Source organism: Brucella pseudintermedia, from assembly GCF_008932435.1.
Taxonomy (GTDB): Bacteria; Pseudomonadota; Alphaproteobacteria; order Rhizobiales; family Rhizobiaceae; genus Brucella; species Brucella pseudintermedia.
On record NZ_WBWE01000012.1, the window covers coordinates 131,317 to 158,043 of the forward strand.

Sequence of the window (26,727 nt, forward strand, 5' to 3'; positions counted from 1 at the left end):
ACTTCCAATGGGGCTAACGCCTATACTAATTTGCCGTCATGTAAAATTGGTTTGTCGGCAATTCGCTTCTGTCATCTGGCCTTTATCGACTTGCCACATTCATTGTGTAAGCATCCGCCGACCGCATCGCCCGCAAAACGGAACAGTTTTCCGCAAGTGCGATGCATCATCTGACATTTTGAAGTTCCGCTGACGTCGTGTCGCGAACCTCGCCTGGAGCGGTTCCTGTTTTAACGGAATCGTTGGAACCGCTCTAACTGTTTGTTTTTGCCGCATTTCCGAACGCAAAACCGTTTCACACTTTTGCTGGAAATGTTCTAAGGATTTGACATGCGCTATGCGATCTATTTCACGCCGCCATCCAACGATGCGCTTTTGAAGGTTGCCGCAAACTGGCTCGGGCGCAACGCGTTCAGCGGTGAGCCGGTAAAGATGCCTGCGATTCGCTCGCTTGCGACCGATGAAATCGCCCGGCTGACCGAAGAGCCGCGCCGCTATGGTTTTCATGCGACGATGAAGGCACCGTTCCGTCTGGACGAAAAACACACCGAAAACGACCTGCTTTCGGCCTTGATGCATTTCGCATCGTCGGCGTCGCCCGTCATCATCCCTCGTCTGAAGCTTCACGCTATCGGGCCGTTCTTCGCGCTTGTGCCGGAAGAACCGGTTGCGGAATTGAATCAGCTCGCCAATGATGTCGTCGTTGCTTTCGACCGGTTTCGCGCCCCGCTCAACGAGGCGGAAATCGCGAAGCGACGGCCCGAACGTCTGAGCGAGACGCAACGGCACAATATCGAGCGCTGGGGCTATCCTTATGTTTTTGAAGAGTTCCGCTTTCATATGACGCTGACAGGCCCGGTGGAGGAGAAAGATCGAGCCCGCGTGGAGCGGACGCTGGATGAATTTTTCACGCCGCTGTTGGATGATGCCGTGGAGGTTGCGAACCTCGCCTTGTTCGTGGAACCTGAGAAAGGGGCTCCTTTCGAGATTCATTCGCTGCATCCTCTGACCGGCGGCAAGGCCGCTTCGGCCCGGGCGCCGCGAGCGGTTGGGAGGCCGTGAGCAATGGGAAATGAAACGGTTCTGCGCAACGCCCGCATCGTGCTCGCCGACGATGTTGTCCTCGGTTCCCTGAAGCTGGTGGATGGCAAGATTGCCGATATTTCTATTGGCGCATCAAGCATCGGCGAGGATATGGAAGGCGACTTCCTGACGCCCGGTCTGGTTGAGCTGCATACGGATCATCTCGAAGGGCACTATGCGCCGCGTCCGAAAGTGCGCTGGAACCCGATCGCCGCCGTGCAGGCGCACGACGCCCAGATTGCCGCCTCCGGCATCACCACGGTTTTCGACGCGCTACGCATCGGCTTCGATGACGATGCCGAGACGGGTATTGACGATATGCGCAAGCTTTCTTCGGCCATTGCCGAGGGCCGCGCGGCTGGGCGCTTGCGCGCCGACCATTTTCTGCATTTGCGCTGCGAGGTTTCGGCCCCCGATTGCCTTCCGGCCTTCGAAAGGTTCGGCAACCAGCCGCTGGTCAGGCTCGTATCCCTGATGGACCATGCGCCGGGACAGCGCCAGTTTACGGATATTGAGAGCTACAAGATCTATTTCACGCGCAAGCTGAAATTCTCGGAAGAAGAGTTCCGGCTCTATTGCGAGCGACGTATCGGCCAGTCGCAGCAATATTCAGCGCCGACGCGCAAGGCGATTGCTGACCTCTGCCATCAGCGCGGGGTTATTCTGGCAAGCCATGATGACGCGACGGTGGACCATGTGGCGGAAGCGCAGGCGCAGGGAATAAGGGTTGCGGAATTTCCAACCACACACACGGCCGCGAAGGCGTCAAAGGAGTCCGGAATGTCCGTGCTCATGGGCGCGCCGAATGTCGTGCGCGGCGGCTCGCATTCGGGAAATGTCTCCGCGCGCGAACTGGCCGAAGCCGGAAATCTCGACATTATTTCGTCGGACTATATCCCGGCCAGCATGATGCAATCGGCGTTTTTCCTCGCGGATGTGGTCGATGACATTTCGCTGCCGCAGGCTATCCGGTTCGTTTCGGCTAACCCTGCGCGAGCTGTCGGGCTGGAGGATCGCGGCGAGATCGTTGCGGGCAAGCGGGCCGATCTGGTTCGGGTGCAGGTCGCCGACCACGTTCCGATCATCCGCACCGTCTGGCGGGAAGGGCGGCGGGTGATCTAGCCCACCGGAGCGGGTGCCGTCGGTTCCAGCCCCAGCCTGCCGTCGTTCAGAATATCGAGTTGCAGATAGCGATAGCTCTGGATGCTGAGATGGGATGTCTTGGGGGAATGCGGGTGCGTTGCCGTCACCACGACGACGCTCGCACCAGCCGTTTCTCCGGCAACGATACCGGCCGGCGCATCCTCGAACACAAGGCAATTGCGCGGATCGAAGCCAAGACGTTTCGCACCGAGCTGGAAACATTCAGGGCTTGGCTTGCCGCGCTCCACATCTTCGGCGGAAACAATGGTCTTCGGCATCGGCAATCCCGCCGCTGCAACGCGGCGGCGCGCCAGTTCAAGCGGTGCCGAGGTGACAATAGCCCAGCGATCTTCTGGCAGCGCGCTCAGAAATTCATGGGCGCCGTCGATGGGCGCGATGCCTTCGAGATCCGCCATTTCGGCTTGAAGCAATATCTCCGCCTCGCGGATCGGGTCGACACCGGGCAGGGCAAGGCGGCGGACGGTTTCCACTGCCCGAACACCGTGGATGGTCGGCAGGAACGTAACCGGATCGATGCCGTGGCGTATCGCCCATTCGGCCCAAACCCGTTCGGTTGCTTCGATGGAACTCAATATCGTGCCGTCCATGTCGAACAGAAACGCATCGAATGATTTGCCGAAAGGGGAAAAGGAGGTCACGCTGAAATTCCTTGAACTGGAGCATGTCTCCCGAAAGTGGGAACCGGTTTCGGGACAAAGACATGTGTAAAACAGAAAGATAGAGCATTTCCAGCGATTCAATCAAAACAGGAAATGTTCGCGCAGATGAGAATCGGGAATGCTTCTGCACTCAATCATAGTGCGTCTTGGACGAGAAGACAGTCTCGGAACCGCAGACTTATCGCAACGGGTATGAAAATTCTCGTTCGTTCACTATATTGAGCGCTGGCGACCGCAATATTGGCGAAACTTGATCATTTCGATCAATTGTGGCTTTTGGCACCCTTCCGAATTGAAATAAATGCCGAAAGCGCCGACTGCGACTGAATCGCATTCTCAGGATTGTTGTATAAATGACTGAAATAAAATCAAAAAACCGCAACTATCCCGATGTGCGCTTTGCCGTTGCTCCCATGATTGACTGGTCGGACCGGCATTGCCGTTATTTTCACAGGCTCTTTTCCAGACGCGCATTGCTCTATACCGAAATGGTCGTGGCGGACGCCATCATTCATGGCCCGCGTGACCGGCTGCTCGGCTTCGACAAAGCCGAACATCCTGTGGCGCTGCAACTCGGCGGTTCCGACCCGGACAAGCTGAAAGAGGCGGCCAAGATCGGTGCCGATTACGGCTATGATGAAATCAATCTCAATGTCGGTTGCCCGTCGGACCGCGTACAGTCAGGCACATTCGGAGCGTGCCTCATGCAGACCCCGGACGTGGTGGCGCGCTGCGTTTCAGCCATGAAAGAGGCGGTTTCCGTACCCGTTACCGTCAAATGCCGTATCGGCGTTGACGATCAGGACGTGGAGGTTGCGCTCGATACTCTGGCCGATCTGACGCTTGCCGCGGGAGCGGACGCGCTTTGGGTCCATGCTCGCAAGGCCTGGCTCAAAGGGCTGTCGCCCAAGGAGAACCGCGAGATTCCACCGCTTGATTATGATCGCGTCTACCGCCTCAAGGAACGCCTCGGTGAAGTTTTCGTCGGCATAAACGGCGGCATCAATACGCTGGATGAAGCCGAAGTGCATTTGCAGAAAATAGATGCAGTGATGCTGGGCCGCGCTGCTTATCATAATCCCGAGCTTCTCGCAGAGGTGGATGCGCGTCTGTACGGGGTTGAGAAGGCGCAAATTGCCATGGCGGACATCATCGATGATATGTGCGTCTATATTGATCGCCACATCGCAGCGGGCGGCAGGCTGTCGCATGTGAGCCGCCATATGGTCGGGCTTTTCACCGGACAGCCGGGTGCGCGGCGCTGGCGGCAAATCCTTTCGACGGATGCCACCAAGCCAGGGGCGACCAGCGATGTGCTGCGTCAGGCCTATGCGGTGGTGACTGAAGCGGCAGCAGAAGCAGCTTAATCAATTAGAATAAGCTGGTCCCCGCGGACGGTAAAACCGCCGAGCGTCTGCAAAAAATTCATGCCGAGCAGGCTGCCGGTCATCAGACCTTCCTTGGTCACCATGGCGCGCACATTCTGACGTTCGATATCGCCAATCTGCAAGGTGGCAATGTTGATGACTGCCGCGCTTGCCTGGCCATTGGCCGTCATGATCGGAACGGAATAGTTGAGCGAGGCGGTGTCTATGCCTGCGCGTTCCGCATCCTGCTGGGACAGCACGACCGAGGATGCGCCGGTGTCGACGAGAAAATGAACGCGGGCGCCGTTCACGCGGCCATTGACCTCGAAATGGCCATTCGCCGCCTTGGCAAGCGTGACGGTCATGGTGCCATCGGCATTGCGGCCCGAAATTGGGCTTCCGGGGATCAATCCCGCCGTGATCCGGCTTGCGACGTCCTGCAATTCATATCGGTACTGGTAGCCCGCAACGAGGCCGAGAATGATCACGGCCCACATCGCCATGTTGCGTGCAAAGTCGGTCAGCTTGATGCCGGAGCCGAGCAGTCCCGCGGCGAGCACCACGCCCCATATGCCCAGATAAGCTGCGCGGGCAAATACGTCATTGTCCATGCCCAGCGTTGAGCCGCTGTCATTGTTGGACATCAGCAGCAGGACAACAATCGCGACCGCCGCAATAATGAGCCAGAAAAAGCGCCCCATCAGCCAATTCTCTTTTCTACAATAATCTCGTGCCTGTCGGCGAGAAGCGACAGGACGGCCGTTCGCTCTTCCGCGCTCATGCTGGACCAGCGTGCGATCTCGTCCAGCGTCCGGGCGCAGCCGAGGCAGAAGCCGGTTGCGGTGTCGATCGTGCAGACCAATATGCACGGGGATTCGATGGTCGTCATGTCCATGGATGCAATGTGGTTGCGTCAAAGCGCCATGACAAGCCCGGCGAGAACGGCAATCGAACCGATCTGCTGCGCCGCACCCAAAGTATCGCCGGTCTGTCCGCCTATTTTTGCCTTGCAAAGCCGGGCAAAGCCGAAAAGCAGGACGGTCACCAACACCAGCGCATTGATGAGCGAGAGGAAGCCGCCAGAAGGCATGAGTGTAAAGACAAGAACGGCCAGCCCGATTCCCGAAGCGCAAACCACGGTCTCCCATTGCGGCTGGCCAACGCTGTCGGAAAGCCCGCCGGGACGTGCCGAGGGCAGGGCGTGCCAGAATGCCAGCATACCTGCGCGGCTTGCCGCTTCGCCGCCAATCAGCGCAAGCACTGCATATCCCGCGCCCGCACGGTCGATGATCGCCATCAGGAGAGACGCTTTCACACCGACAAAGATAATCAGGGTGAGCGCGGCGAAAGTCCCGATGCGGGAATCCTTCATGATGTCCAACCGGCGATCAGCGGAAGAGGCTCCGAAAAAGCCATCGGCTGTATCGCCAAGACCGTCTTCATGAAGCGCGCCGGTCATCGCCGCCAAAGCGCCAATTGCAAGCAGTGCGCAGGCAAGGGGCGGGAGGTTCATTTTATGAGCCGCATAAAGCACGATGCCCGCCAGCAGGCCCAGCACTGCTCCGGCGAGCGGAAAGGCACGGGCATTGCGCGGCAACGAATCATCACCGTTCTCGAACCAGCTTCGCGGAAGCGGCAGGCGGCTCAGGAAGCCGAGGCTGCGGATCGTGTCGCCAATGAGACTGTTTCGCTGCAAGTCACTGTTCCACTTTGTTTCCGAAACGGATTTTCGCGATAATTCGCCTCAATGTTGCTTCAACTCAAAGAGGTGATTTGAAAATTCGCGTCAGTGCTTATAGGACGAGCCCAACGATTTTACACCTCCCATCATTGATTGGACTGAACCTATGAGCGCCAGTGGCCTACCTTTTGACGATTTCCGGGAACTGATCCGCAATCTGCCGGGGCCCGACCTCGGGGCGGAAAGGGCCGTTCGCGAGCGCGAGGTGACATTGACGAAGCCTGCTGGTTCGCTTGGACGCATGGAAGAGATCGTGGCATGGCTTGCCACATGGACCGGCAAGCGCACGCCGCAGATCAATCGCCCGCTGGTCGCGGTGTTTGCTGGCAATCATGGCGTGACGGCCAAGAACATCACGCCGTTTCCGCCAAGCGTCACGGCGCAGATGGTCGAGAATTTTGCCGCCGGTGGCGCTGCCATCAACCAGATCTGCATCGCCAACGATCTGGGGCTGAAGGTTTTCGATCTGGCGCTGGAGCACCCAACAGGCGACATAACGGAAGAACCCGCCATGGATGAGCGCACCTGCGCTGCGACCATGGCCTTTGGTATGGAAGCAATTGCTGGTGGGACCGATCTCCTGTGTATCGGTGAAATGGGCATCGGCAATACCACGATTGCGGCGGCAATCGCGCTGGCGCTTTTTGGCGGTGCGGCGGAAGACTGGGTTGGGCCGGGAACGGGCTCGACGGGCGAACTGCTTGAGCGCAAGCTTGCCGCCGTGCGCAAGGCGGTTGCGCTCCATCAGCCGCATCTCGGCGATCCGCTGGAGGTGCTGAGCCGTCTCGGTGGCCGCGAGGTCGCGGCCATGGCAGGCGCAATTCTCGCGGCGCGCATGGAAAAAATTCCGGTCATCGTCGACGGCTTTGTGGCAAGCGCTGCTGCTGCGGTTCTCTATGCCGCCAATCCGGAGGCCATCGATCACTGCCTGTTCGGTCACGTTTCCGCCGAGCCGGGCCATCGCAAGCTTCTGGAAAAGATGGGCAAGGAGCCGCTTCTCGATATGGGAATGCGCCTCGGAGAAGGAACCGGAGCCGCGCTCGCAGCCGGTATCGTCAAGGCGGCGGCGCTCTGCCATAGCGGCATGGCGACTTTCGAGCAGGCCGGAATATCCGGCGCGAAGTAACGCTCTCCATTTCATCAAAAAAGCCCGCCATCGAGCGGGCTTTTCTTTTAAATCAAACGCTTAACAGCGTTAGTTGTTATCCTTGTCGAGCACCATGTAATCGAGCGGCAGTTCGGTCGTGTACTTGATTTGCTCCATCGCAAAAGACGATGACACGTCGCGGATTTCGATCTTGCTGATCAGGCGCTTGTAGAAGGCGTCATAGGCGGCGATATCCGGCACAGCCACGCGCAGCAGGTAATCGACGTCGCCGCTCATGCGGTAGAATTCGATGACTTCCGGAAATTCCTGCACAACTTCAGAGAAGCGCTTCAGCCACTCATGACTGTGGGAGCTGGTGCGTACCGACACGAACACCGTCACTCGCGCATTGACGCGAACCGGATCGAGAATGGCGACGCGGCGCTTGATGACGCCATCTTCTTCCAGCTTCTGGATACGGCGCCAGCACGGCGTCGTGGAAAGGCCAACTTTCTTGGCAACGTCTGCCACCGCAAGTGTCGCATCTTCCTGCAATAAGCGCAGTATCTTCCTGTCGAGCCTGTCCATGCGTTTCCGTTCCCGGTTTTAGAAATCGTTTCCCGAACTTTGCGAATAGGTGAAACGTCATACCTTATGGTTCGCATTGACCCGAAGTTACAGGAAAAATATTCTGATGAAAACGAATGGAGTAAAAATTATTTATCGTCCCGGATGAGGTGTCGCACTTTTGCCTGAAGAACAGGCACGACTTCAGCGTCGAACCACGGATTTCGCTTGAGCCAGCCGCTGTTGCGCCAGGAGGGGTGAGGCAGGGGCAGGGCGATTCGTCCGGCCTGATTGGGCGTTTCCATGAAGTGCCGCCAGTTCTTCACGGTTTCGGTCAGATTGCGGCCTCGATAGTCGGGCAGGTGGTAAGCGAGAGCATATTGCCCGACCACCAGAATGAATTCCAGCTGTGGCATGGCTGCAAAAATGCGGTCATGCCACGTCTGGCGGCATTCGCGGCGCGGCGGAAGGTCGCCGCCATGTTTGTCATAGCCGGGGAAGCAGAAGCCCATCGGCACGATGGCGAAGCGCGACGGATCATAAAACTCGTCGCGCGACACGCCGAGCCATTGCCGGAGGCGATCACCGGACGGGTCGTTGAACGGCAGGGATGTGTTATGGACGCGAATGCCGGGGGCCTGGCTGCAAATGGCAATTCTTGCCGTATCCGAGACGATACAGACGGGGTTGGGCTCATGCGGCAGGGGCGGCGGAAACCGAGGTATGTCGCGACAGATACGGCAGGCCCGGATCGAGTGTTTGAGCTCGTCCAGTTTTTCCATGAATTCCATCAGCTCCGGGGATAAATCATTTCAATGAGGGTGCGAATGTGTTCCTTTATATAGGTAAAAGCATCGCGAATTACAGCCAGGGGCGGTTTGTGTTCGACTGGTCGTTCAAGGCTCGGGTTGTGATGCTCCTTGCGCCACAGGGAAGGCTGCTCGAATTTCCCGGCCCATATGCCGCGCTGGCTGCGGCGGGCATCTCGTTCCTCACGCTGATAATCGCCGTAGGAAACGGCCCATCCCTGCTCGACCATCCAGCCATTAAGATCGGTTTCTGCGAGATAGCAGCGCGCCAGTTCACGGCCATACTGATCCCGTCCTTCCTTCTCGCAGCGAATCGAGGATTTGCCGATTCTCGCTCGCAATATGTTGCGAGCCTCCCTGCCGCAATCGTAAAGGGTGCCTGCCCGCACGCATTGCTGCTGGATCTCCGGCGCGTCGATACCCTTGAGGCGTATATGAATCTTGCCAAGGATTACCGTGTCGCCGTCGATAACATAGACCGGGCCGGTCAATGCCTCTCTGGGTGCCTGCCGGATCGGCAGATAGGTGATCAACAGCGCTAAAAAAGAAAAAAGCAATATAGTCAATAAGATACTGCGAAAACTTATGCCATTGCTTTTGCGGCTCTGACGATAGGGACGTCTGTAAGGGCGGCGATATCTGCTCATGGGTGCGCTTGCCTGCTCCCTTATATCCTTGGTTTGCGTCAGTTTCGGGCCCGTTCCGATGGCGTTCACAAGAGCAGATTTTTGGTCGCAACAACAGACGGTTTGTTGTCAATTAGCAACAGTCTTTACCGTTGCTTTAGGCTAGAAAGAGCTAAGGTATTTTTTGCCCATTTCCCGCCACAAACAGGCGTCACCGATCAATGGAAAGGCAGAAGCCACCAAAAATTGGGAGCCGCGAGCTCCGGCAGGACAGGCAGGAATGACCAAGGGCGCGTTGTTGCACGGCAAACAGATTGGAAACAGGATCAACCCTGTTCGCGCACCTTTTTTTCTTTCCAATGATGGCAAGGCTTTTTTCGGCCAAGATCGGGTCGCAGTCTTGACGAAAACAGCGTGCATTCTGTCCACCATGAATGTTTCCTCCACTGAGTGTGAAAGACCAGCGTTGTGATGCGTATCCGCAGTTTTTCATATAGCGCCCTTGCCATGGCTCTCGGCTTCGCCATTGCCTGTAACAGCGCCTTTGCTTTCGACCTCAATGACGATTCAGAAAAGTCGAGAAGCCCGTTTGAACTCTTCAAGTTCGGCTTCTCCGCATATAAGAACGGTCATAAGGATGAGGCGATCAAGGCGCTGCGCTACGCTGCGGATCGCGGTCATCAGGGCGCAAAGTGGAAACTGGCTCGCATGTATGCCGATGGTGACGGCGTGCCGGAGAATGACTACGAAGCCTACAAGATTTTTGAAAAGATCGTTCGCGAAGGTTCGGAGCCGGGTTCGGAAAACGATTCCTATGTGGCTGATGCTCTCGTGGCGCTTGCAGGCTATGTAAAACGCGGCATTCCGGGTTCGCCGGTTCGTGCCAATCCGAGCATGGCGCGCGAGCTTTATGTGCAGGCCGCATCGAATTTCGGTGATTCCGCGGCCCAGTTCGAGCTTGGCAAGATGCTGCTCGACGGCGACGGCGGGGAACGCAACTCCGTTCAGGCGGCCCGCTGGTTCCAGCTCGCAGCCAAGAAAGGCAATGCGGGTGCACAGGCCATGCTTGGAAACATGCTGTTTCAGGCCGGCAAGACTGTTCGCGGCCTTGCCATGATGACGGCGGCTTTCGAACGCTGCCCAGCCGAAGATTGCCCGTGGATACGCGATATGCAGGAGCAGGCATTTTCGATTGCCGGGGAAGCGGACCGCCGCAACGCGATTGCTCTTTCCAGCGACTACAAAGGCGATTTCTGATTGTCCTGATTTAAGTCTGTTTTCAGACCGCAAGCCTTATCGTAACCGGCACATGGTCGGATGGCTTTTCCCATGCACGGACGTGCTTTTCCACGTCACTCGATACGAAGCGATTGGCAGCTTCCGGCGACAGCATCAGATGATCGATGCGGATACCGTTGTTCTTCTGCCATGCTCCCGCCTGATAATCCCAGAACGAGTAAATCCCGCCATCATCCGTTGATGCACGGATTGCGTCCGTGAACCCCATATTTTCCAGCCTGCGGAATGCCTGGCGCGATTGCGGCTGGAAGAGCGCATCGCCAACCCACTGGCCGGGATTTTTGGCGTCGGCCGGTTCAGGAATGACGTTATAGTCACCGGCAAGCACGAGCGGCTCTTCAAGGGCGAGTCGGTCTCTGGCCCAAAGCTCCAGCCGCTGCATCCAGGAAAGCTTGTAGGGAAACTTTTCCGTGTCCACCGGATTGCCGTTCGGAAGATAAAGCGAAACGACACGGACAACGCCCTTTTCGGTCGAATAGACGCCCTCGATAAAGCGCGCCTGTTCATCGTTATCGTCGCCGGGAAGGCCGCGATTGACCTCATCGGGCGATTTTTTCGACAGAAGTGCTACGCCGTTGAAGCCCTTCTGCCCGTGTGTTTCCACATGATAGCCGAGCGCTTCGATCTCCAGCCGTGGAAACTGCTCATCGACCGATTTGATTTCCTGCAGGCAGACAATATCGGGCGAGGACTCCTTCAGCCAATGCTGGAGGTTGTCGATGCGGGCTTTGACGCCGTTGATGTTCCAGGTCGCGATTTTCATGCAGCTATGATTATGCGCTTGGGGAGGTGAGGGCAAGCAGCGCGCAATCGCGCGTCACAGCTTTTCATCTTCTGCAATTTCAATATTCGCTCATATTTCGGCGCTGGACCCTTTGTATTGGCGGTTTTGCATTCCTATTTGCTCTGGACAGGAGCCAAACAGGAGAAATTCGAATGTTCGACGCCAAGAAACTTCTCGAACAGTTTCTGGGATCACAAATACCCGGTACGTCGGGAAGCGTCCGCGACAAGGCCGGGCAGGTGACCGATCTGGCAAAGAAGAACCCGCTCGCGACCGGTGCCATTGCCGCAGCCATTCTTGGCACGAAGACCGGGCGCAAGCTCGCGGGCAATGTGGCGACCGTGGGCGGTATCGCCGCCATCGCCGGATTGGGATATCTCGCCTACAAGAACTACAAATCCGGTCAGGCGCCGCAAACGGCGGAACAGCCGGTTGCGAAGCAGCCTGAACTTCTTCCGCCGCCTCCAGTCGATTCTCCCTTCCATCCGCAATCGCCGGCAATGAGCAACAGTTTCGCGCTGACGCTGGTGCAGGCGATGATTGCGGCTGCGAAAGCCGACGGCCATATCGATGACGCCGAACGCGCCCGCATCATGGAGAAGGTGAAGATTTCCGGCCTCGATGATGAAGCGGAAGCATTTCTTGAGAAAGAGCTGGCCGAACCCGTCGATATCGATGTGCTGGTTTCCGCCGCACAGACCGAAGAGCAGAAGGTGGAGCTTTATACGGCCTCCCGCCTTGCGATCGACCCAGACAACCGGGCTGAGCGCGGATATCTGGATATGCTGGCCGGTCGTCTCGGACTGCCGGATGCCCTGGTGGATCACATCGAGGCGACTGTCGCTTCGGTCAAGGTTTGAGCTGGTTGGCAGTCATGAAAAAACCGGCTGTCGCTTGGCAGCCGGTTTTTGATTTCTCTCTTAAGCCCGGATCAGATGGCGAAGCTGGTTCCACAGCCGCAGGACGAGGTGGCGTTCGGATTGCGGATCTGGAACGACTGTCCCATCAAATCATCGACGAAATCGATTTCCGAACCGTCCATATAGGGAACCGAAATCGAATCGATCAGCACCTTGGCGCCGAGCTTTTCGATAACGATGTCGTCGTCAGTCTGCTCATCGACCAGATCGTACTTATAGGAGAAGCCGGAACACCCGCCGCCTTCGACTGAAACGCGAAGGGCAGTCTTGCCCGGTTCCGATCCGAGAATCTTGGCGATCCGCTTTGCCGCGGAATCTGAAACGGTAATGCCTGTCATCTGCCTTGTTCCGTTTGCAAATGCGAATATCGTACCGGACGATTTCTCCAGATTTCCGATAGCCGCGTACTTGCCTTCATGATTAGCTGATAGCTATGAACGCGAATAGCGGAAGTCAATGTCTGTACCGGTTCCGCACCGGTTTGTGTAATCATATTACAGTGAGGGATGCATCGCAATGTCGCTGGAAGGAATAGGCTTCGGTTATCGCGAACGCGCGCCCTATGCCTGTGATCCGGCGCGCACCCGGGGCCGTTTGGTGCCGGAACCGGAAAGCCCGACCCGCACGCCATTCCAGCGGGACCGCGATCGTATCATTCATTCCACCGCGTTTCGCCGCTTGAAGCACAAGACACAGGTTTTCATCGCGCATGAGGGCGATCATTACCGCACGCGGCTAACTCATACGATAGAAGTTGCTCAGATCGCCCGTGCGTTGGCTCGCGCATTGCGGCTCGACGAAGATCTGGCCGAAGCAGTGGCGCTTGTCCACGATTTCGGCCACACGCCCTTCGGTCATACGGGCGAGGAAGCGCTCAACGAACGTATGAAAGCCTTCGGCGGCTTCGATCACAATGCGCAGTCGCTCCGAATCGTGACCAAGCTTGAGCATCGCTATGCCGATTTCGATGGCCTTAATCTTTCATGGGAAACCCTTGAAGGGCTGGTCAAGCACAATGGCCCTCTGCTGGGCGCTCATGCGACGCATCCGGACATCCCGGTTCCGTTGCCGATTCTCGATTTCAACGAACGCTATGATCTGGAATTGACGCGCTTTGCCAGTCTGGAAGCGCAATGCGCGGCCATTGCCGACGATATCGCCTATAACGCCCATGATATCGATGACGGTCTGCGGGCAGGGCTTTTGAGCCTTGATGCGCTGGATGAGGTGCCGTTGACAAAACGCCTGCTCGATCTGGTGCGGACGCGCTATCCCGATCTTGATCCTGTTCGCACCGGGCATGAACTCGTGCGCAGGCAAATCACGATCATGGTGGAAGACGTGATCGAAGAAGCCCAGCGCCGTCTGACTGCGGCTAAGCCGCAAAGCGTGGAAGACGTGCATGGCCAGTCGCACGCGCTTGTGGCTTTTTCCGACGCCATGCGCGCCGATGAGAAGGCGCTGAAGCGGTTCCTGTTCAAGAACCTCTATTTCCACGACAGCGTCGTGGTGCGCAGGCACGCCGCCGACAAGATCGTGCAGGACCTTTTCGACGCCTGTTTTGCAGACTTTTCGATCATGCCTCCAGAATGGCAGATGGGCTGCGAGACACTCGACGAAGCGGCGCGGGCGCGGCGGGTTGCCGACTATCTTGCCGGGATGACTGACAATTATGCCGTGCGAGAACACCGACGATTGTTTGACCGCACACCCGATTTAGCTTAATCGGGGCCAAACGAAGCGGCGTTTCCGGCAGACTGGCCGGGTTCCGCAGGAAATTTTGAGCATTTCCAGCAAAAGTGCGAAGCGGTTTTGCGTGGGATAATGCGACGAAACAAAGCATTTCCAGCAAAAGTGCGAAGCGGTTTTGCGTTGGACAATGCGATGAAACAAAGCATTTTCGAGCTAAAAGTGCGAAGCGGTTTTGCATCGGACAATGCGATAAACAAAGCCCGGCGTAAGCCTGACAGGACAGACCATGAATATCTTTGCAGATTTCGATGCACGTATCAAAAAGACGTTGCAAGATATTGATCTGAAACCGAAAGACGGTAGCGAACTGGATCTCTCGCGCATCGGCGTGGAGCCGCCGCGAGATGCTTCCCATGGCGATATTGCCACCAATGCCGCAATGGTGCTCTCCAAGGCTGTCGGTCAGAACCCGCGCGAACTTGCCAGCCGTATAGCCGAAGCTCTTGCCTCGGATGAGGATGTGGAAACCGTCGATGTTGCCGGTCCGGGCTTCATCAATCTGCGTCTCAAGGCCAGCTACTGGCAGCGCGAACTCGCGGCGATGTTGAACGAAGGGACGGATTTCGGTCGTTCCAAGCTCGGCTCCGGAACGAAGGTCAATGTCGAATATGTTTCGGCCAACCCCACTGGCCCGATGCATGTCGGCCATTGCCGTGGCGCGGTCGTGGGCGACGTTCTGGCCAATCTGCTGAAATTCGCGGGCTATGATGTGGTCAAGGAATACTACATCAACGATGCGGGTGCGCAGATCGATGTGCTGGCAAGGTCCGTCATGGTGCGTTACCGCGAAGCGCTGGGCGAAAATATCGGCGAAATTCCGTCAGGTCTCTATCCGGGCGACTATCTCGTTCCGGTCGGCCAGGAACTTGCAAAGGAATTCGGCACGAAGCTTCTGGAAATGCCGGAAGCCGAAGCGCTCGCTCTGGTGAAGGATCGCACGATCGACGCCATGATGGCGATGATCCGCGCCGATCTCGATGCGCTCAACGTGCATCATGACGTGTTCTTCTCGGAGCGGAAGCTGCATGTCGACCACGCCCGGGCGATTCGCAATGCGATCAACGACCTGACGCTCAAGGGGCATGTCTACAAGGGCAAGCTGCCGCCGCCGAAGGGCCAGCTTCCCGAGGATTGGGAAGATCGCGAGCAGACTCTGTTCCGCTCGACCGAAGTGGGCGACGATATCGACCGTCCGCTGATGAAGTCCGATGGCGCTTTCACTTATTTTGCCGGCGACGTTGCCTATTTCAAGGACAAGTATGACCGCGGCTTCAACGAGATGATCTATGTGCTGGGCGCCGATCACGGTGGCTACGTCAAGCGTCTGGAGGCGGTCGCAAGGGCTGTTTCCGACGGCAAGGCGAAGCTGACGGTGCTGCTCTGCCAGCTGGTCAAGCTTTTCCGCGACGGCGAGCCTGTGCGCATGTCGAAGCGGGCAGGCGAGTTCATCACGCTGCGCGACGTGGTTGATGAAGTGGGCCGCGATCCGGTCCGTTTCATGATGCTTTACCGGAAGAACGACGCGCCGCTGGACTTCGATTTTGCCAAGGTGACGGAACAGTCGAAGGACAATCCGGTCTTTTACGTGCAATATGCTTCCGCGCGTTGCCATTCGGTTTTCCGGCAGGCAGCCGATCAGCTCGGCCTGTCCGAGCTCGACCGGATCGGCATGGCCGCTCATTTCGACAAGCTGACCGATGAAAGCGAAATCGCGCTCGTTCGCAAGCTCGCAGAATATCCGCGTCTGATCGAGGCGGCGGCGATTCATCAGGAGCCGCACCGGCTTGCTTTCTACCTCTATGATCTCGCCAGCGCGTTCCATTCGCAATGGAATAGAGGCACAGAGAACCCGGACTTACGTTTTATTAAGGTTAACGATCCAGACTTGTCGCTAGCCAGGCTAGGGCTGGTACAGGTTGTTTCCGATGTGCTGACTTCCGGATTGACGATAATCGGTGCGGATGCTCCAACGGAAATGCGCTAGAGTATAGTTTGAAAGGTGAAGACCTTTTGGGACGGATTATACTCGAAAAATGGTCTCCGCAGTCCGCAGGCCGGAATAGGCGGCTCGAGATGATTTCGGAGATCAGGCGACTGTCATGAAGCTTTTGAGGTCGAAAGACTGATTGAAGGCAAAGGTTGGCAAGTCGAACGGGTGGAAGGCTACAATGAACGCAAGTCATTGGTCTTCCTTCTGGCGCAGGAAACTTCCGTCAACTTTTGCCCACATTGCCTCGCTAAATAAGCAATGTATGGAGACGTCTTGCGGCGTCCAGGGTTTGAGTTAGGAACACGCCATGACGGACAGCAGTGCAAATCCCCGTAATTACGGCGAGCGTCCGTTGCACGAAGACGACCCGCTGATGGAACTTTCGCGCATCATGGACTTCGGCACGCCTGCTGATGCCAACGTCGCTTGGAATGAGCGCCAATCCACTCAGTTCGGGAATACGCATTTTGAGGACCGGACCAATCCCGGCTTCGATCCTTCCCTGGATCTGGAGCGCGAGCTGCTCGGCGACTTCAGCGATTATTCCCAGCCTGCGGAACAGTCGCAGTTCGCCGCGCCGGCGCATGATGATTCCTATCTGGCGGATGCCCCGCTTATTCACGAAGAAGAACTTGCTTCCGCTCTGGAAGACGAGCTCGATCTTCAGATGGATCAGGAGGAGCGGGCCCCGCAACCGGAAGCACCCTCATTCGAAACGCTTGAATTTGAAGAGGCCGATCGCACCGAGCCGGTGCCGCAATTCGACTATAACGACTACTCGGCTGCTCGTGATTCGCATGAAGATACCTTCGCCGCGTCTTCTCCGGCCTATGGCCGCAGGGAAACGATCGAGCCGCTTCAAATCGATCAGGACGACTACGATCCAACCATCTACCAGCCAGCGATAGAGCCTCACGAGGAGGTTTATCAAGCGGCGCGTCTCCCGGACTGGAACGTTCAGGCTGTCGAGCCCGAGCAGCCTTCATATGCTGCTGTTTCCACGCCGGTTTCGCTTGAAGATGAACTGGAAAACCTCCTGTTCGGCGACGAGCCCAAGCCGGTCTCTCATGACGAGACTTACTTCTCGCATGTTGCGCCGACGGAAACGCCAAATGCCCATCACGATGCGGTTCCAGTGCAGAATTCCGGTTATCAGGATGAGCCGGAACTGAACGATTTGCATTTCGATGAACCCGCTTACAGTGAGCCTCAGGCTGCCGCTCCCGTCACACAGGCGCAGGCTTACGCGCCCCAGGCCATTCCTGCCGGATATCCCTACTATACGCGGAGCAATTTCTCTTCCGGCGTTCCGGGGCAGGACACGCTAGCGACCACGCCGCAGGCTGATTATCCGTCCGCAACCCCTTCTCTGGATGACGAAGACAATTTCTCCTTCGATGATGATTTTTCGTTCGATGTCGAGGAAGCTGCAACGGCGGCGGCTGGCGAAGGTACGGAGGATGATCTTTCGGAACTCGATGAGATCAGTCTCTCCGAGGACGATTTCGGCTTTGAGCCATCTGGCGATGTTTCAAACGTTCAGGACGAAAATGCTTTCAACGAAGATGATTTCTTCACCGAAGATGACCTCGATCTGAATGTGGAGCCTGAAGAAGAACCAACCGCTTATGCGCATGCCGTGCGTTCGGACGATGAATATCGGTCTTCCCCGGCTTCGTTCTCGCCGTTCGGAACTGCAAACAGGGCCGCGATCAGCGCGCCCGCGCCGGAAGTCGAAACCCTGAGCGTGGCGGAAGAAAAGGTCGAGCAGACACATTCTCTCGATCTGCCGGAAATCAATTACGGCGAAGAAGAAACCAATGCCGGCTTGACCGATCTTGAAGCGGAATTCGCTGAGGTCTTCAACACGGTCGGCGTCGACGAAACGGCAAAATCCGATGCCCAGAGCGAAGCTGACAGGGCTTTTGAGGATATTTTCCGCGAAAGCGCGTCAAGCTATCTGCCGAACTCTGGCGCAAGTCTCGGTGCCGCTGTTGGCGCTGCGGCGATGGGCGTTGGTGCTGCCGCTGCTGCGGGGGCATATGGCCGCTCGCAGGCGACGGCTCAGGCTCCGGTGCAGTTCAATCCGTCCAGCCAGCTTGGCAATGAAGACGACTTCTACAACCATTGGGCCGCCCAGGGCGCACAGCCGCTCGAAGCTGGCGATTATGGTGAACGGGCCGCGATGCAGCCGGAAGACGATCTTGGCAGCGCCGCCGAAGCCTATCGCAATCGCCCGGTTCGTGGCCGTCGCGGCCTTATCCTGGCAAGCGTGGCCGGCGTAGCCGTGCTGCTGGGCGGGATCGGCTATCACTTTCTCGGCGGCGCCGGTTCCGGTGAACCGGTCGTGATTCGCGCCGACAACCAGCCGATCAAGATGCAGCCGGAAAATCCCGGCGGCGCGACAGTGCCGAACCAGGACAAGGCGGTATATGACCGTGTTGCCGGTACGCTGCCGAACAATCCGGAACAAAAGTCGCTGATCACATCCGGCGAAGAGCCGGTGGATATTTCCGGCACGGATGACAGCGAGAACATGGTGGACAACACCCCCGAGGAGCCGCAGGTGGCGAATAATGCACCGGCCGTGAATCAGGACAACCGCAATGCGCCGCTGGTCCAGCCGCGCGAAGTGGAAACCATGATCGTGCGGCCGGATGGCTCGATCATTCAGCCTTCTCCGGCACCGGAAGAAACCGCTTCGCAAATGCCTCCGGCAAACAGCACGCAGCCCGCTGCACCGGCTGGTGGCGACGAAATCGCCGCGCTCGCGGCTGGCAACGCGCCGGCAGAACCTGCCGCACAGGTGTCGCCGCAGCCTCAGCAAGCTGCTGAAACGCCGCGTCTTCCCGTCCGCGCGCCGGTGGTGCCGTCGCGCCCGGCTGAACAGCCGGTCAATATCGTCGGCAACGTGCCGCAGCGTACGCAGGCCCCGGCTGCATCCAACCCGGCTCCCGCACCGGCTGCGCCGCAGATTGCATCGGCAGCAGGTGCAGGCGGCTACTTCATCCAGATCGCTTCGCAGCCATCGGCTGAACTGGCCCAGAAGTCCTATGCGAACATGGCCCAGAAGTACGGCAGCGTGATCGGCGGCCGCAGTGTGGACATCAAGCGCGCCGACATTCCGGGCAAGGGCACCTACTATCGTGTCCGCGTTCAGGGCGGCTCCAAGGACGACGCCTCCGCACTGTGCGCTCGTCTCAAGTCCGCTGGCGGCAGCTGCTTCGTCACGCAGTGATAGACGACACACTGAGTATCGAAAGGGCGGCTTCGGTCGCCCTTTTTCATGGTCCACTACCAAGCTCTGATTTTTTCGGTTAAACCGGGGCGGGCTTGTTTGAGTACAGCATTTCCGGACATTATTGGGGAAAAGCGCATGATAGACTGCAAGGCATGGATTGCCGGTGTGTCGGGAACGAAACTGACGGAAGACGAAATCGCGTTTTTCCGCGACGAAAGGCCCTGGGGCTTTATTCTTTTCGCGCGCAATGTTGAAAGCCTTGAACAGGTTTCTGATCTCACGGCGCATATGCGTGACCTGACGGGGCGGGACCAGACCCCTGTTTTCATCGATCAGGAAGGTGGCCGCGTGCAGCGCCTTCGCCCGCCGCTCGTGCCAAATTATCCTTCTGCCTCGGAAGTAGGCGCGATTTACGCGCGCGATCGCGAGGCGGGACTGCGCGCTGCATGGCTTCACGCTCGTCTTCATGCATTCGATTTGTTGAAGGTCGGCGTCAATGTGGACTGCCTGCCGGTGCTGGACGTACCTGTGGAGGGCGCGCATGACGTCATCGGCGCACGAGCCTATTCCAAGAATCCGCATGCGGTTGCCGCAATGGGACGAGCCGCTGCCGAGGGCTTGCTGGCCGGTGGTTTGTTGCCCGTAGTCAAGCATATGCCGGGGCATGGCCGTGCCTTTGCCGACACGCACAAGGAGCTGGCGCGCGTTACCGTTCCACTGAATGAACTGGTCGCGCATGACTTCGTGCCGTTCAAGGCGCTCAACGATCTGCCGATGGCAATGACGGCTCACGTCGTTTTCGATTGCATCGACCCACAGCGCCCATCAACATTGTCGCCGACCGTCATCAACACCATCATTCGCGATGTCATCCAGTTCGATGGACTTGTGATGAGCGACGACATTTCCATGAAAGCGCTCTCGGGCAGCCTTGGCGACATTGCGGACGGCATCGTTGGCGCGGGCTGCGATATGGTTCTCTATTGCGCAGGCGTGATGGAGGAATTGAAGGAAGTTGCAGCGCGTGTGCCCGTGCTCGAAGGCAAGGCAAAGCGCCGCGCCGAACTGGCTGAAGTCTATGCGGGCGACCCCGATCTTTCCAATGAGGAAGAACTGCGTGCAGAATTCGGCGCCATGTTCGAACTGATAGCGTAATCGTCAAAACTTGGTAAACTGAGATCGTCGGCGGACCGGCCGCCGATGAAATCTTATCAGCAGGGAAACGGGCTTGGCAGCATCGGGTGCAGACACAGACGGCAAGGACGGCACGCTCGTGCCGATGGATGCGCTGTGGCAGGGCGAGACAGAACGCAGCGAAAGCGAACCGTCGCTCCTCATCGATGTGCAGGGATTTGAAGGGCCGTTAGATCTGCTGCTCCATCTCGCACGCAGCCAGCGCGTCGATCTTGCCCGCATCTCCGTGCTGGCGCTTGCGGAGCAATATCTGCAATTTGTGGAGCAGGCGCGCGCCTTGCGCCTTGAACTTGCCGCCGACTATCTGGTGATGGCGGCATGGCTTGCCTATCTCAAGTCGAAACTGCTGATCCCGAAGCAGCAGGGCGACGATGGCGCGACTGGTGAAGAACTGGCGGCTTCGCTGCATTATCGCTTGAAGCGGCTTGAAGCCATGCGTGACGCCGCTGCGAAGCTCGTCAACCGCAACCGGCTGGGAAGGGATGTCTTTGCGCGGGGCATGCCGGAAATGGTCATGGTGGACAGGACCAGCCAGTTTTCCGCTACACTATATGACCTTCTGACAGCCTATGCTTCACAGCGGCAGCGCGAGGCGGTTTCTCAGGTGCAGATTGCCAAGCGGGCTGTCTGGTCGCTGAAAGAAGCGCGCGTGGCGCTTGTGCGCCTGATGGGATCGGTCGGCGACTGGATATCGCTCGATCGCTTCCTGATCGATTATGCGCTTTCGCCGCGGGAGAGGGCTTCGGCGCTTGCAAGTTCCTTCGCCGCCAGCCTTGAGCTTGTGCGGGAAGGCAAGCTGGAAGTGAAGCAAAACGCTCCTTTCGAGCCGATCTATATCAGGGCGACGAGCGACCTGAGCGAATGGGATGAGGATGAGGATGTCTGAGGCGGAACGTCGAAATCTGGCTGCGATCGATAGCGACGACGATCAGATCGAAACAGAGGCTCCTGTCTCGACGCAGGGGCTGGCCGAGCTTGCGCGCATTGTCGAGGCGATTGTCTTTGCGTCAGCCGAACCCGTTTCCGAACGCGCACTGGCGGAACGTTTGCCCGCCAATGTCGACGTTGCGCCGGTTTTGAGGCATTTGCAGAAAATATATGAAACGCGCGGCGTGCATCTTGTTCAGGTTGGCAGCGCATGGGCGTTTCGTACCGCCCCCGATCTCGCCTTTCTCATGAGCCGTGAAGCCGTGCAGCAGCGCAAGCTCTCACGCGCTGCGATGGAAGTGCTGGCCATCATTGCCTATCATCAACCGGTCACGCGCGCCGAACTGGAAGATATTCGCGGTGTCGAAACTTCAAAGGGCACGCTTGATGTTCTGATGGAGACCGGCTGGATCAAATTGCGCGGGCGTCGCCGCACGCCCGGTCGCCCGGTCACCTATGGAACGACAGATGCGTTTCTCGACCATTTTGGCCTTCCGGAGATCCGTGATCTGCCCGGATTGGAAGAATTGCGGGGGGCAGGGCTTCTTTCTGCGCGGATGCCATCGAGTTTTGCCGTCCCCGTCCCGAACGTCGACCCGGATGAACTGACGGAAGACGAAGAGCCGCTCGAAGATATCGATCTGGAAAGCCTTGGCTTGCTCGCTCCACGCGGTGAATAATCCCGGTCTGGGCTTTGCAGCCAATTTTATTTGTCGCAAAGCCGTTCACCGTCACACTTCTGTTTGAAAGATTTGTTGAAAGCGCTTAAATCGTAATTGGCATTGCAGGAACATGCCGCGCTTGCGGCAATGAGAGGAATAAAATGGGTAGCTTTTCCATCTGGCACTGGCTGATCGTCCTGGCGGTTGTGCTTCTTCTGTTTGGCCGCGGCAAGATTCCCGAGCTGATGGGTGACGTTGCCAAGGGCATCAAGAACTTCAAGCAGGGCATGAACGACGACGATGCGAAGGACGATGCGCGCACGATCGACGCCAAGGCTGACGAGACGGTCAACGACGTCAAGAAAACCACCAAGTCCTGATCTAGAGCATGTTTCCCGAAAGCAGGAACCGGTTTCGGGATAAAGACATGCGTAAAAACAAAAAGTTACAGCGTTTCCAATGATTCAGACAAACAGGAAGCGCTTTAACGGATAAAGCATGCTGCGTGCGGGACAGCGCGCAGCATATTTTGCCATTTACAAGTGCGGTTTTCCGCCGAAAGACGGGACGCGCGCGCGAATTGCGCGGGGTATCAAGAATATGTTCGACATCGGTTGGTCTGAACTTCTGATTATTGCGATCGTGATGATCGTGGTGGTCGGTCCCAAGGATTTGCCGAAGATGCTGCGTGCATTCGGTAAAGCGACCGCGCGCATGCGCGCGACCGCCAACGAGTTCAAGCAGCAGTTCGACGAAGCCTTGAAAGAGGCTGAGCTTGACGATGTAAAGACCATCATCGACGAGACCCGCAAGCTCGACCCGCGTTCAAAGATCACGCAGGTGTTCGATCCGATTCGAAGCGCGGGCGAGGATTTGCGCGCTGGCCTCCAATCCACATCGTCCATGTCTCCGGCGACGCCTGAAAAAATAGCCGAAGTGACCACGCCGGTTGATGCTGGCGGCGCTCCGGTGCCGCCTGCTGTGGAGCCTGCCGCAGAACAGGCTCCAGCGCCCAAAAAGCCTGCTCGCAAGGCTGCGCCGAAGGCAGGGAATAAAGCCAAAGAAGCCAAGGCAGCGCCGGTTGCAAAGCCAGCTTCCCGGAAGTCGGCGTCAACGAAATCGGAAACTGCAAAGGCTGCTGCCGCAGCACCTGCCAAAAAGACCACGAAGAAGACAGGAACCAAAGCGTGACACGCGACGAGGACGAAATCGAACAGAGCGCAGCGCCTCTGCTTGAACACCTGATCGAACTGCGCCGCCGCCTGATCTGGGCGATTCTGGCATTTTTCGTGGCATTTGTTTTCTGTTTCGCTTTCGCCAAACAGCTGTTCAACCTGCTTGTCGTACCATATCAGTGGGCGCTCGACTGGGCGGGCATGGATCGCTCGAAGGCAGAACTGATCTATACTGCGCCGCAGGAATTCTTCTTCACGCAGGTGAAGGTGGCCATGTTCGGCGGCATCGTGCTGGCATTTCCGATCATTGCTGCGCAGATTTACAAATTCGTGGCGCCCGGCCTCTACAAGCACGAACGCATGGCGTTCCTGCCATTCCTGATCGCTTCGCCGATCCTGTTTTTGATGGGCGGCGCGCTCGTCTATTTCTTCTTCACGCCGATGGTGATGTGGTTCTTCCTCGCCATGCAGCAGACCGGCGGCAGCGGTGAAGTGCAGATTTCCCTCCTGCCCAAAGTATCGGAATATTTGAGCCTCATCATGACGCTCATCTTTGCGTTTGGCCTGGTCTTCCAGCTGCCGGTGGTCACGAGCCTGATGGCGCGTGTCGGGCTGGTGACGTCGGCGGGCCTCAAGGACAAGCGCAAATACGCCATCGTCATCGCTTTCATCGTGGCTGCCGTGCTGACGCCGCCTGATCCGGCGAGCCAGATCGGCCTTGCCTTGCCGACGATCCTTCTCTACGAGATTTCAATCATCGTGGCTCGCATGATCGAGAAGAAGCGGGATGAGGCGCAGGCAAACACCGACGCTGAAAATAACGCTTCATCCTCCTGATTTGTCACGTTAATTCCGTAAGGTCGCAGGTTGTGCGGCCTTGCTTCTGTTCAATTTCACGAAACGGCTTTTCCCATGCTCGACATCAAATGGATACGCGAAAACCCTGAAACCCTCGATAAAGCGCTCGCCAAGCGTGGGGCTCAGTCGCTGTCGTCCGAACTGATGGCGCTGGACGAGAAACGCCGCGAATATGTTGGCAAGGTTCAGGCCGCGCAGGAGCGCCGCAACGCTGCCTCGAAGGAAATCGGCAAGGCCATGGCTGCGAAGGATGCAGCAACGGCTGACAGGCTGAAGGCGGAAGTTGCCGAGTTGAAGGATTTTCTTGCTCAGGCCGAAGACGAAGAACGCCGTCTGACCAAGGAACTGAACGACGCGCTGTCGTCCATCCCCAATATTCCGCTCGAAGACGTGCCGCTCGGCAAGGATGAAAGCGACAATGTCGAAATCCGCCGCGTCGGCAACCAGCGCAACTTCGCTTTCCAGCCGAAGGAACATTTCGAGCTGGGCGAGGCGCTCGGCTACATGGATTTCGAGCGTGCGGCAAAGCTCGCAGGTTCGCGCTTTACCGTGCTGAAGGGGCCGCTCGCGCGTCTCGAACGGGCGCTCGGTCAGTTCATGCTCGATCTCCATACGACAGAGCACGGCTACACCGAAACAATGCCGCCGCTGATGGTGCGCGACGAAGCTGTCTATGGAACCGGTCAGCTGCCGAAATTCTCGGAAGACCTTTTCCGCACCACGGATGGCCGCTGGCTCATTCCGACCGCCGAAGTGCCGCTGACCAATCTCGTCGCCGACGAAATCGTCGACGCGAAGTCGCTTCCCCAGCGTTATACGGCACTGACGCCGTGCTTCCGCTCGGAAGCGGGCTCCGCCGGTCGCGACACACGCGGTATGCTGCGCCAGCACCAGTTCCTGAAAGTGGAAATGGTGTCGATTACCGATGCCGACAGCGCCATTGAAGAACATGAGCGTATGACCGCCTGCGCCGAGGAAGTGCTGAAGCGCCTCGGTCTGCCGTTCCGCACGGTCGTGCTCTGTACCGGCGACATGGGCTTCGGCGCGCAGAAGACTTACGACATCGAAGTGTGGCTGCCGGGCCAGAACACCTATCGCGAAATTTCCAGTTGCTCGGTCTGCGGTGATTTCCAGGGCCGTCGCATGAATGCCCGCTATCGTCCGGAAGGCGAAAAGTCGACCCGTTTCGTGCACACGCTGAACGGTTCGGGTGTCGCCGTCGGCCGTGCCCTTATCGCCGTGATGGAAAATTATCAGGAAGAAGACGGCAGCATTCATATTCCTGAAGCATTGCAGCCATACATGGGCGGCCTCACGCGGATCGAGAAAGCTGCGTGAATCAGAATCATTGATAGATGAAGGAGTGATGACGTGCGAATTCTGCTGACGAACGATGATGGTATCCACGCTGAAGGCCTCGCAGTTCTGGAGCGGATCGCACGCAAACTCTCCGACGATGTCTGGGTGGTCGCTCCCGAAACCGATCAGAGCGGCCTCGCGCATTCGCTGACGCTGTCAGAACCGCTTCGCCTTCGCCAGATCGACGAACGCCATTTTGCATTGCGCGGCACGCCGACCGATTGCGTCATCATGGGCGTGCGTCACGTGCTGCCCGGCGCGCCCGATCTGGTTCTCTCCGGCGTCAATTCCGGTGCCAACATGGCCGATGACGTGACCTATTCGGGCACCGTTGCCGGTGCAATGGAAGGGACCTTGCTGGGTGTACGGGCGATCGCGCTGTCGCAGGAATATGAATATGAAGGCGACCGCCGCATCGTGCCGTGGGAAACGGCGGAAGCCCACGCGCCGGACCTTATCAAAAAGCTGATGGAGGCTGGCTGGCCGGAAGGGGTTCTACTGAACCTGAATTTCCCGAACTGCGGCCCGGAGGAAGTGCAGGGCGTGCGTGTCACGGCACAGGGCAAGCTTAGCCACGATGCGCGCCTCGACGAGCGCCGGGACGGACGCGGCTTTCCTTATTTCTGGCTGCACTTCGGTCGCGGCAAGGCGCCTGTCGCAGATGACAGCGACATTGCGGCCATTCGTTCCGACTGCATTTCGGTCACCCCGTTGCACCTTGATCTGACCGCGCATAAGGTTCGGGCAGAATTGAGCGCAGCACTTGGGGTTGAAGCATGAGGCAGGCAGCGTCTGAGCGCCCACGGCTTTCGGACAGGGAAGGATTTGCATCCTTCGTTATGCGGATGCGCGGATACGGTATTGACGATCCGCGTCTCTTCGCAGCCATTGAGGCCACGCCTCGCCAGAGTTTTCTCGCATCCGCATGGTCTCATCTCGCCTATAGCCCCCGCACTGCGCCGCTTGACTGCGGCGAGTATATGGAAGGCATCGACGAACAGGCCCGCGCCATCGCTGCGCTGAAGTTGGAACCCGGTCATCGGGTTCTGGAAATCGGAACGGGCTCCGGTTTTACGGCGGCGGTGATGTCGACTCTTGCCGGTCGCGTCACGACTGTCGAGCGCTATCGCAAGCTTTGCGACCACGCCTTGCAGCAATTCGTGTCGCTGAAGCGCGAGAACATCATGGTCAAGCATGCCGATGGTCGCCATGGAATGCCGGGCGGCCCATTCGACCGCATCCTGATCTGGCTCGCCTTCGACGAAGTGCCGCGTCATTTCGTCGATCTTCTGGCGACGCATGGCGTGTTGATCGCCCCCATCGGTCCGGGCGATGGCCCGCAGGTCATGACGCGCATCGCCAAGGTTGGCAGCCGCTTCGAGCAGGAGGACCTGATGGCGGTTCGCTATCAGCCTTTCATCGAAGGCGTCTCGTCCGTTCTTTGACCGGCAGATATTGATTCG

At 57.9% G+C, this 26,727-nt stretch carries 28 protein-coding genes; 18 read left to right on the top strand and 10 right to left on the bottom strand.

What is annotated here, in order from left to right:
• Positions 1-330 precede the first annotated feature (330 nt).
• A complete protein-coding gene (locus tag F9K78_RS16335) occupies positions 331-1,062 on the top strand; it encodes a DUF1045 domain-containing protein (RefSeq protein ID WP_121982573.1) in 732 nt (243 codons plus the stop codon).
• Positions 1,063-1,065: 3 nt separating this feature from the next.
• The gene (locus F9K78_RS16340) at positions 1,066-2,205 is read left to right on the top strand and encodes an alpha-D-ribose 1-methylphosphonate 5-triphosphate diphosphatase (RefSeq protein ID WP_121982574.1); all 1,140 of its coding nucleotides are present in this window, start codon (positions 1,066-1,068) and stop codon (positions 2,203-2,205) included.
• Here the strand turns inward: F9K78_RS16340 and F9K78_RS16345 are convergent.
• On the bottom strand, positions 2,202-2,885 hold the full coding sequence (locus tag F9K78_RS16345) for an HAD family hydrolase (protein ID WP_121982575.1): 684 nt from the start codon (positions 2,883-2,885) through the stop codon (positions 2,202-2,204). The genes F9K78_RS16340 and F9K78_RS16345 overlap by 4 nt on opposite strands.
• Before the next feature lie 374 nt (positions 2,886-3,259).
• Here F9K78_RS16345 and dusA point away from each other — a divergent pair, with 374 nt between their 5' ends.
• On the top strand, positions 3,260-4,273 hold the full coding sequence (gene dusA / locus F9K78_RS16350) for a tRNA dihydrouridine(20/20a) synthase DusA (RefSeq protein WP_122066411.1): 1,014 nt from the start codon (positions 3,260-3,262) through the stop codon (positions 4,271-4,273).
• Here dusA and F9K78_RS16355 read toward each other — a convergent pair.
• From F9K78_RS16355 to F9K78_RS16365, 3 genes are read right to left on the bottom strand one after another with little or no spacing between them, the layout of a single operon-like run.
• Positions 4,270-4,974 carry a TIGR02281 family clan AA aspartic protease gene (locus tag F9K78_RS16355; protein WP_121982577.1) on the bottom strand — a complete coding sequence of 235 codons (705 nt, stop codon included), beginning with the start codon at positions 4,972-4,974 and terminating at the stop codon, positions 4,270-4,272. The genes dusA and F9K78_RS16355 overlap by 4 nt on opposite strands.
• On the bottom strand, positions 4,974-5,168 hold the full coding sequence (locus F9K78_RS16360; protein WP_121982578.1) for a DUF1289 domain-containing protein: 195 nt from the start codon (positions 5,166-5,168) through the stop codon (positions 4,974-4,976). The genes F9K78_RS16355 and F9K78_RS16360 overlap by 1 nt, the downstream gene beginning before the upstream one ends.
• 18 nt (positions 5,169-5,186) lie before the next feature.
• Positions 5,187-5,969, bottom strand: coding sequence for an adenosylcobinamide-GDP ribazoletransferase (locus tag F9K78_RS16365; RefSeq protein ID WP_121982579.1), 783 nt, complete (start codon positions 5,967-5,969; stop codon positions 5,187-5,189).
• A 151-nt stretch (positions 5,970-6,120) separates the two neighbouring features.
• Between F9K78_RS16365 and cobT the strand changes: the two genes are divergently transcribed.
• The gene (gene cobT / locus F9K78_RS16370) at positions 6,121-7,140 is read left to right on the top strand and encodes a nicotinate-nucleotide--dimethylbenzimidazole phosphoribosyltransferase (RefSeq protein ID WP_121982580.1); all 1,020 of its coding nucleotides are present in this window, start codon (positions 6,121-6,123) and stop codon (positions 7,138-7,140) included.
• A gap of 69 nt (positions 7,141-7,209) precedes the next feature.
• Here the strand turns inward: cobT and F9K78_RS16375 are convergent, their stop codons facing one another.
• The 4 genes from F9K78_RS16375 to F9K78_RS16390 form a co-directional block, all read right to left on the bottom strand.
• Positions 7,210-7,689, bottom strand: a complete 480-nt coding sequence (locus F9K78_RS16375; RefSeq protein ID WP_006466649.1) for an Lrp/AsnC family transcriptional regulator — start codon at positions 7,687-7,689, stop codon at positions 7,210-7,212.
• Positions 7,690-7,817: 128 nt separating this feature from the next.
• On the bottom strand, positions 7,818-8,459 hold the full coding sequence (locus tag F9K78_RS16380) for a uracil-DNA glycosylase family protein (RefSeq protein ID WP_121982581.1): 642 nt from the start codon (positions 8,457-8,459) through the stop codon (positions 7,818-7,820).
• On the bottom strand, positions 8,459-9,124 hold the full coding sequence (locus F9K78_RS16385) for a thermonuclease family protein (RefSeq protein ID WP_121982582.1): 666 nt from the start codon (positions 9,122-9,124) through the stop codon (positions 8,459-8,461). The genes F9K78_RS16380 and F9K78_RS16385 overlap by 1 nt, the downstream gene beginning before the upstream one ends.
• 141 nt (positions 9,125-9,265) lie before the next feature.
• Positions 9,266-9,535 carry a hypothetical protein gene (locus F9K78_RS16390; protein WP_151682408.1) on the bottom strand — a complete coding sequence of 90 codons (270 nt, stop codon included), beginning with the start codon at positions 9,533-9,535 and terminating at the stop codon, positions 9,266-9,268.
• Positions 9,536-9,574: 39 nt separating this feature from the next.
• Here F9K78_RS16390 and F9K78_RS16395 point away from each other — a divergent pair, with 39 nt between their 5' ends.
• A complete protein-coding gene (locus F9K78_RS16395; RefSeq protein WP_121982583.1) occupies positions 9,575-10,360 on the top strand; it encodes a tetratricopeptide repeat protein in 786 nt (261 codons plus the stop codon).
• A gap of 22 nt (positions 10,361-10,382) precedes the next feature.
• Here the strand turns inward: F9K78_RS16395 and xth are convergent, their stop codons facing one another.
• Complete coding sequence (xth, locus tag F9K78_RS16400) at positions 10,383-11,165, bottom strand: exodeoxyribonuclease III (protein WP_121982584.1); 783 nt, start codon at positions 11,163-11,165, stop codon at positions 10,383-10,385.
• A gap of 173 nt (positions 11,166-11,338) precedes the next feature.
• Between xth and F9K78_RS16405 the strand changes: the two genes are divergently transcribed.
• Complete coding sequence (locus F9K78_RS16405) at positions 11,339-12,046, top strand: tellurite resistance TerB family protein (RefSeq protein WP_121982585.1); 708 nt, start codon at positions 11,339-11,341, stop codon at positions 12,044-12,046.
• 71 nt (positions 12,047-12,117) lie between these two features.
• Here F9K78_RS16405 and erpA read toward each other — a convergent pair whose 3' ends face one another.
• Positions 12,118-12,444: an iron-sulfur cluster insertion protein ErpA gene (gene erpA, locus F9K78_RS16410; protein WP_112587952.1), complete on the bottom strand. Its 327-nt coding sequence runs from the start codon at positions 12,442-12,444 to the stop codon at positions 12,118-12,120.
• A 178-nt stretch (positions 12,445-12,622) separates the two neighbouring features.
• Here erpA and F9K78_RS16415 point away from each other — a divergent pair, with 178 nt between their 5' ends.
• The 12 genes from F9K78_RS16415 to F9K78_RS16470 all read left to right on the top strand — a co-directional run bounded on the left by F9K78_RS16415 (position 12,623) and on the right by F9K78_RS16470 (position 26,709).
• On the top strand, positions 12,623-13,831 hold the full coding sequence (locus F9K78_RS16415; protein WP_121982586.1) for a deoxyguanosinetriphosphate triphosphohydrolase: 1,209 nt from the start codon (positions 12,623-12,625) through the stop codon (positions 13,829-13,831).
• A 253-nt stretch (positions 13,832-14,084) separates the two neighbouring features.
• The gene (gene argS, locus F9K78_RS16420) at positions 14,085-15,842 is read left to right on the top strand and encodes an arginine--tRNA ligase (RefSeq protein ID WP_121982587.1); all 1,758 of its coding nucleotides are present in this window, start codon (positions 14,085-14,087) and stop codon (positions 15,840-15,842) included.
• A gap of 313 nt (positions 15,843-16,155) precedes the next feature.
• Complete coding sequence (locus F9K78_RS16425; protein ID WP_121986064.1) at positions 16,156-19,086, top strand: SPOR domain-containing protein; 2,931 nt, start codon at positions 16,156-16,158, stop codon at positions 19,084-19,086.
• Between the two features lie 138 nt (positions 19,087-19,224).
• The gene (nagZ, locus tag F9K78_RS16430; protein ID WP_121982589.1) at positions 19,225-20,244 is read left to right on the top strand and encodes a beta-N-acetylhexosaminidase; all 1,020 of its coding nucleotides are present in this window, start codon (positions 19,225-19,227) and stop codon (positions 20,242-20,244) included.
• Positions 20,245-20,317: 73 nt separating this feature from the next.
• Positions 20,318-21,169: a segregation and condensation protein A gene (locus tag F9K78_RS16435; protein ID WP_121982590.1), complete on the top strand. Its 852-nt coding sequence runs from the start codon at positions 20,318-20,320 to the stop codon at positions 21,167-21,169.
• Positions 21,162-21,890: an SMC-Scp complex subunit ScpB gene (gene scpB, locus F9K78_RS16440; RefSeq protein WP_121982591.1), complete on the top strand. Its 729-nt coding sequence runs from the start codon at positions 21,162-21,164 to the stop codon at positions 21,888-21,890. Before F9K78_RS16435 ends, scpB begins: the two co-directional genes overlap by 8 nt.
• Positions 21,891-22,033: 143 nt before the next feature.
• Positions 22,034-22,252 carry a twin-arginine translocase TatA/TatE family subunit gene (locus tag F9K78_RS16445; protein WP_121982592.1) on the top strand — a complete coding sequence of 73 codons (219 nt, stop codon included), beginning with the start codon at positions 22,034-22,036 and terminating at the stop codon, positions 22,250-22,252.
• Between the two features lie 220 nt (positions 22,253-22,472).
• A complete protein-coding gene (gene tatB / locus F9K78_RS16450) occupies positions 22,473-23,063 on the top strand; it encodes a Sec-independent protein translocase protein TatB (RefSeq protein ID WP_121986098.1) in 591 nt (196 codons plus the stop codon).
• Positions 23,060-23,884, top strand: coding sequence for a twin-arginine translocase subunit TatC (tatC, locus tag F9K78_RS16455; protein ID WP_121982593.1), 825 nt, complete (start codon positions 23,060-23,062; stop codon positions 23,882-23,884). The genes tatB and tatC overlap by 4 nt, the downstream gene beginning before the upstream one ends.
• Positions 23,885-23,959: 75 nt before the next feature.
• Positions 23,960-25,243: a serine--tRNA ligase gene (gene serS / locus F9K78_RS16460; protein ID WP_121982594.1), complete on the top strand. Its 1,284-nt coding sequence runs from the start codon at positions 23,960-23,962 to the stop codon at positions 25,241-25,243.
• Positions 25,244-25,276: 33 nt separating this feature from the next.
• Positions 25,277-26,044 carry a 5'/3'-nucleotidase SurE gene (gene surE, locus F9K78_RS16465; protein WP_114215526.1) on the top strand — a complete coding sequence of 256 codons (768 nt, stop codon included), beginning with the start codon at positions 25,277-25,279 and terminating at the stop codon, positions 26,042-26,044.
• Complete coding sequence (locus F9K78_RS16470) at positions 26,041-26,709, top strand: protein-L-isoaspartate(D-aspartate) O-methyltransferase (protein WP_121982595.1); 669 nt, start codon at positions 26,041-26,043, stop codon at positions 26,707-26,709. Before surE ends, F9K78_RS16470 begins: the two co-directional genes overlap by 4 nt.
• The last annotated feature ends 18 nt before the right edge of the window (positions 26,710-26,727 follow it).